The following is a 6,697-nucleotide window of genomic DNA, read 5'->3' on the forward strand; positions in this document are numbered from 1 at the left end:
GAGCGATACACCTCCATGGCCCCCGATATCCAGCTACGGCCCCACCAGAAAGAAGCGGTAGCCGCCACCACCGCCACGCTCCGCGACCACGCCCGCGCGAGCGTGATCGCCGCCTGCGGCACAGGTAAGACCCTCATCGCCGCCCGCACCACGGCCCGCATCGCCCCGCGGGGGCGGGTCCTGGTGCTGCTGCCGACGCTGGATCTGCTGTCCCAGACGATCCGGTCCTGGCGCCTGGCCGGCCGCAAGGGCACCGCCATTGCCGTGTGCTCCCAACGCCAGGCCCTCGATCACGAACCGCTCGGCGCCGACATCCCCCTCACCACCGACCCCGCCGAACTGGCCGCCTTGGTCGGCCAGTCCAGTCCCAGCCCGGCCACCGTCTACGCCACCTACGCCTCCCTGCCCGGCGTCATCGCCGCCCACCGCGACCACCGCCTGCCCACCTGGGACCTCGCGGTCGTCGACGAGGCCCACCGCACCGCAGGCCGCCTGGGCAAGGCCTGGGCTGCCGTCCATCACGACGACCAGGTGCCGGCCGCCCGCCGCCTGTACCTGACCGCCACCCCCCGCATCTGGGACCCCGACGACGCTTCGGCCGGCGACGGGTCGGAGACGGTGGCCTCCATGGACGACGAGAACCTCTTCGGCCCCGTCGCCTACCACCTCAACCTCTCCGACGCCATCGACCTCGGACTGCTCGCCGACTACCAGATCCTCGTCCCCGTCGTCACCGACGCGGACCTGCGTGACTGGCTCGCCACCGGACCCGGTGCTGGCGCCGACGGGCTGCGCCTGGCCGGCCGTCAGGTCGCCGCCCTGCGCGCCATCCACGACCACAAGCTGCGTCGGATCCTGACCTTCCATCACCGGGTCGCCGATGCCCGCGCCTTCGCCACCACCCTGGCGCAGACGGCCGCCGCTCTTCCTGCACCCCTGCGCCCCCAGGGACTGTGGGCGGACTGGGTCGGTGGCAGCCACACCCCGCAGATCCGCCGCCGCCTGCTGCTCGAATTCACCTCCCACACCAGCCCCGACGCGCCGGCCGTCCTGTCCAATGCCCGCGTACTGGGGGAGGGCATCGACGTGCCTGACATCGACGCGGTGATCTTCGTCGATCCCAAGAACAGCCCCGTCGACACCATCCAGGCCGTTGGCCGCGCCCTGCGTCAGCACCCTGGCGCTGGCAAGAAGGCCACCCTCGTCGTCCCCGTCTACCTCACCCCCGACGAAGACCCCGACGACCTTCTCGGTGCCGACGCCTACACCCCGCTGTGGCGCACCATCCAGGCTCTGCGTGCCCACGACGACCGCCTCGATGCCCGCCTGTCCGACCCGCGCACCCACCGCCCCACCATGCCCCCCGAAGACCCCGAAGCCTGGCTGCGTTTCGACCGCCCCACCCAGGCCGACGAGATCGCCCTCGCCCTGTCCCTGCGGGTCCTGGCTCCCAAGAGCGCCGAATGGCGCCGCGGCCTCGCCGCGGCCCGCCGCTTCCGCCACACCCACCGCCACCTCGACGTCCCCCAGAACTACGAGGACCCCACCAGCTACCCCTTGGGGCGCTGGCTGACCTGGCAACGCCACCTGCACACCAAGGGCACGCTCGACGCCGTACGCGTCCACGCCCTCGAACGTCTCGGCATCATCTGGGACCCCCGCCAGCAGGCCTTCGACCGCGCACTGGCCCACGCCGCCGCCTATGCCGCCCGCTACGGCCACCTCGCCGCCCCCGTCGACGAGATCCACGACGGCTTCCCTCTCGGCCGCTGGCTGGCCACCCAGCGCACCCGCGCCGAGACCCTCACCGGCCAGCGCGCCGCCGCCCTCACCGCCCTTGACCGGTGGTGGAACCCGCCCTGGCCGATCACATGGCAACGGGCCTACCACGCCGCCCGTCAGAGCCGGGCAGCCTACGAGACTGCCTCCGAGGCAGAGAGCTGGCTTGAGTCACAGCGCGCCCGTTCCGACCGCCTGCACCCTGAACAGAAGTCACTGCTCGAGGAGTTGGGGTTGATCGGCCTGCCCAACACATCCGGCTGTCCGGCGACGGAGAGTCGCCCGCCGGCGCGCGAACGGGCCTTCCAGCGGGGACTGGTCGCCGCCCGGGCCTTCCGCGCCCGCGAAGGCCATCTCGACGTCCCCCAGCGGCACATCGAGGAGGTGGAAGGAGACCCCGTGCGTCTGGGGCAGTGGCTGAGCAACCTGCGCCGCCGCCGCGCGAACCTCAGCTCGCAGCGGCAGGAGGCGCTCGCCGAACTCGGCCTGTGAGCAGGCGAACGCATCTGATTGAGGAGAACGGCCAAACACCGGCCGACGACCTCGAATGGCTGCGCCACGGAATCGTCAAAGCCGGTGCGACTTCGGCAGGCCGGTACGTGACCCGGTCGGGTGATGCCGTGACGTCGGGAGAACCTGCCCGGATGCGGCGACGTCGTGTGGGGCATGAAGCCGACCAGGGATGTGCACGTGGCCGAGCCGGGTCTGCTCGTGGTGGACTTTGCGGCTGCCGATGACGACACGGCGTTCGCCATGCAGAACGCGATTGCCCGGAGGTGGGCCACCGCGCCGGCCGAGCACGTCACACGCCAGCCCGGGGAGCCGGGTGTGCGGCTGCGCTGTTACGTGGACCTGCGCCAAGAAACTCGCTGCTCCTGAAAACTCCGCGGGGCGATGACCAGACAGCCGGCAACCGTGTCGGCTCCTGCACAGGGCAAACCGCCGGCCCTGTGCAGCCGGTCGGCTCGTGGGCCCGGCCGGGCTGTGCACGAGGCCCGTCCGGCCGGGACCAAGGTCGGATGGTTCCAGGACCCGGAGCCGGACTCCGTCCGGCTGTCGACGCACGCGAGAGTCCGCTGTTCCTGCGTGACGGTGCGTGCCCCGTCGGTTGATGCGGCAACTAGGCTGGTGGTCCGCAGGTGGGGTGTCTGGAGGGCGTGGGGCGGGGGCCGTGCGCGGGGGAGGGGAGAGCGGTGCGCCTTTCAAAGGTCAGGATCGTGAATTTCCGGAATTTCCGGGATCTGGTGATTGATCCTTTCCCGACTCCCGCGGTGATCGTGGGGGAGAACGGGGTTGGCAAGAGCAATCTGCTGTACGCGCTGCGCCTGGTCCTCGACCCGGACCTGTCCAACCGGTGGCGCAGACTCCAGGCCGACGACATCCATGACAGTGCGCCGCCCTTGCCTCAAGGAGTCGAGGTCAGGGTCGAAGTCGAGCTAGCCGACTTCGACGATGATGACGACGCCATCGCGACCCTCGACGGCGCGATCATCACCGAGGACGGGCAGCCCCGCGTCGCCCGGCTGACCTATCTGTTCCAGCCCAAGCTGGCAGTCGGTGCAGTCTTCGGCGCCCAGCCCAGCGAGCCGCTGACGCCCGACGACTACTCCTGGACCATCTACGGCGGCGACGATGCGGGCGTCGACATGCGCCACGCCAAGGAATACGTCCCGTTGTCCGTGCTGCCCGCCCTGCGCGACGCCGAGGGCGACTTCTCCCGCGCCGACCGCAGCCCCCTGGTCCGGCTGCTGCGCGAGCGGCCCCCGGCCCCCGACATCGTCGCCTCCACTCTGGACGCCCTGAAACAGGCCCGCAACCAGCTGGCCCAGGACGCCTCCATGCAGCAGGCGGTGGACGAACTCACCTCCCGCCTGGCTGCCATGACCGGCCCCCAGCTGCCGCTGACCCCTTCGCTGGACTTCGCCGGCCGGGAAGACGACCTGATCCGCAGCGTCCAGCTCTTGATCGACTCGAGCAGCCGCGGCATCCAGCACACCTCCACCGGCACCGCCAACGTCGTCTACCTGGCCCTGCTGCTCGAGCGGCTGAAACTGCGCCGCCAGGCCAGCGACGGCGAGGACACACTCCTGGCCGTGGAGGAGCCCGAGGCCCACCTCCACCCCAGCCTGCAGCGCAAGGTGTTCGCCCACCTGCTGCACGAGCCCAACCGGCTGCTGCTGACCACCCACAGCCCGCACATCGCCGCCGTCACCCCCCTGTCCAGCATCGTGCTGACCAGCAGCCAGGGCGACCACACCGTCGGCTCCGTCGTACCGCCCGGCGTGCTCACCGACGCCGAGACGGCCGACCTCGAGCGCTATATCAACGTCACCCGCGCCGAGATCCTCTTCGCCCGGGGCACCGTCCTGGTCGAGGGCGCAGCCGACGCCTACCTGCTGCCCGCACTCGCCGAGGCAGCTGGCTTTCACCTGGACGATCACGGCATCGTCGTCTCCAGTGTCGAAGGCACCGACTTCGCCCCCTACGCCACCCTGCTGGGCCCCCGGGCGCTGCGGCGCCCGCACTGGATCCTCACCGACGGCGACGCCGCAGACGGCGAGCACCGCCACCAGAGGGAACCGGGCCTGTGGAGGGCTCGCGACGTGGCGCGCATCGCACGCGAGGACGCCCTGCACCAGGCACTCGACCGCGGCATCGATACGATCACAGTCCAGAAACTGCCCGAGCGCGGCGTACGCGCCGGACGGCAGCAGGTGGTGACCGCCGCGACCCGGGTAGGCGTCTACGTCGGCGACAACACGCTGGAACCCGACATCGCTCCTTTGCTGCATCCCGAAATGGCCGCGGCCTACTGCGCCTTCCGGCAGCGCGAGAGCAGCCGGTCCGCCTTTCGTGATGCCCTGGCCCCCTTTGAGGACGGCACAGCAACCGGCCAGCAGCGCGACACTCTGGTGGACAAGATCGAGGCCATCGGCAAGGGACGCTACGCCCAGCGGATGGCCGCGCACGTCGCCAGCATGACCGGCTTGCACGACCGCGTCCTGGAACTGCTCGGCCGCACGGAAGGCCTCATCACCCGCGACAACCTGCTGACGATCGAAGGTCCGGGAGCCATCCTCGGCCTGCTGGACGATCTTAGCTGCACCTTCCGCGGCCGGCCCCTGTTCCCCGCAGCCCCCACCCCGGGCCACAGCTGATGACGGCCCCCCACCAGCAGACGCCTGCGACCGTGCCGGCTCTGCTGCCGCCCGCCCTGGCCGCCGAACTGGGCGCGCTGCACCCGGACCAACGCGCCGCCGCCACCCACCACGCAAACATCGCCGTGCTCGCCGGACCTGGCGCCGGCAAGACCCGAGCCCTCGTCGCCCGCGTCGGATACCTACTGGCCACCACCAGCCGCCACCGCGGCGTCGCCGCCCTGACCTACACCGAAACAGCCGCCCACGAGACCACCGTGCGCCTGCACCACCTCGGACTGCACCCGGGCCGCCGCCTGTCCAGCACCACCGTGCACGCCTTCTGCCTGCACCACATCCTGCGCCCCTACGGCCGCCTGATCGGCGACCCGCTTCCCGCCGACCTCACCATCCCCGACACGTCCGCCTGCAGACAGCTGTGGGACACCGCCGCCTACGAATCCGGCCTGGACGTCAACCCGAACAACCGGACCACACTGGAGCGCCTGCGCCGTCTGATCGCCGCCGGGGAGCCGATCGCCGACTACCCGCGCCAATACCCGCGCGCCGTCCGCCGCTACGAACAACTGCTCCGCGACCACGACACCCTCGACTTCGAGGCCATGACCATCCGCGCCCTCGACCTGCTGCGCGAAAGCCGCACCGCACGCGAGCAACTCGTGGCGCGCTTCCCGCATTTCGTCGTCGACGAATACCAAGACCTCGGTCCCGTCCTGCACGCCCTGGTGCTCACCTTGCTGGACGCCGGCGTGGGCATCACCGCCGTCGGCGATCCCGATCAGGTGCTCTACGCCTACCAGGGCGCCAGCCCCCGCTACCTGACCCAGCTCAGCAACCGGCCCGACTTCCGACGACTGCGCTTGCGGGTCAACTACCGCAGCGGCAGCGCCCTCATATCCGCTGGCCACGCAGTCCTCGGCCAAGACCGCGGCTACCACGCCGCACCTGGCCGCGACGACGCAGGCGCCGTCACTATCCTCCACGCCGACGGCGACATCGACTCCCACGCGGCCCGCACCGTCGAAGTCCTCAACAACCGCCTGGCAACAGGCACACCGCCAGAAGACATCGCTGTCCTCTACCGCTCCAAAGGCCCCCTGCTCGACGCCCTGACCACCGCGATCCGGGCCGCCCAGATCCCCCTCGACAGCGAAAAGCAGCGCCGCCGTCCCAGCGGTCCCCTCGCCGACCTGATCGCTGCCTGCGCCACGCGGCGACTGACCGGGCCTCTTCCCGGCCCACCACCACAGACCTCGCAGCACCGCGCTGCAGAACAGCCGGCATCGCCCCTGCCCGAACCCTTCGCGAGCTGGCCGCAACCTGGCATCGCCAACTCCAGCTGGCCCACCACAACGACCCGACCGACACCCAGCGCACCCTGTCACGACGCCTGGCGGCGCTCCTGGACGCCCCCGACCGCGAAACCCCAGCCCACCCGGCGAGGATCTTCCTCGCCGCACTGTGGGACACCCTGAGAGCCACCCACCTCGCCGATCACAGCCCCGACGAACGCGACCGGGACACGGCCCAGGCCCTGGCCGATCCCGGCGACCTCACCATGGCCGAACTCGCCGGAGGACAAATCCCCGGCCACATCGCCCTGACCACCTACCACAGCGCCAAGGGCCGCGAGTTCCGCATCGTCATCCTGCCCGGCCTCGTCGAAGGACTGCTCCCACGTCACTACCCCGGCAAGCCTCCCGCCCCCAAGAGGTCGCCGAAGCCCGCAGAGCCTTCTACGTCGCCCTCACCCGCGCCAA

At 70.9% G+C, this 6,697-nt stretch carries 5 protein-coding genes; all 5 read left to right on the forward strand.

Going from position 1 to position 6,697, the window contains the following annotated elements:
• Positions 1–15 precede the first annotated feature (15 nt).
• Entirely contained in the window at positions 16–2,271 is a 2,256-nt protein-coding gene (locus tag B1H29_RS36945) for a DEAD/DEAH box helicase (protein ID WP_055422327.1), read from the forward strand.
• A gap of 174 nt (positions 2,272–2,445) precedes the next feature.
• Complete coding sequence (locus tag B1H29_RS36950; RefSeq protein WP_055422328.1) at positions 2,446–2,658, forward strand: DUF6207 family protein; 213 nt, start codon at positions 2,446–2,448, stop codon at positions 2,656–2,658.
• 314 nt (positions 2,659–2,972) lie between these two features.
• Complete coding sequence (locus B1H29_RS36955; RefSeq protein WP_267892018.1) at positions 2,973–4,937, forward strand: ATP-dependent nuclease; 1,965 nt, start codon at positions 2,973–2,975, stop codon at positions 4,935–4,937.
• The gene (locus B1H29_RS36960) at positions 4,937–6,412 is read left to right on the forward strand and encodes a UvrD-helicase domain-containing protein (RefSeq protein ID WP_079159893.1); all 1,476 of its coding nucleotides are present in this window, start codon (positions 4,937–4,939) and stop codon (positions 6,410–6,412) included. The genes B1H29_RS36955 and B1H29_RS36960 overlap by 1 nt, the downstream gene beginning before the upstream one ends.
• An 83-nt stretch (positions 6,413–6,495) precedes the next feature.
• A partial coding sequence (locus B1H29_RS38955; protein ID WP_208638324.1) for a 3'-5' exonuclease occupies positions 6,496–6,697 on the forward strand: 202 nt, incomplete at its 3' end.

It is taken from the genome of Streptomyces pactum (genome assembly GCF_002005225.1).
Classification (GTDB): domain Bacteria; phylum Actinomycetota; class Actinomycetes; order Streptomycetales; family Streptomycetaceae; genus Streptomyces; species Streptomyces pactum_A.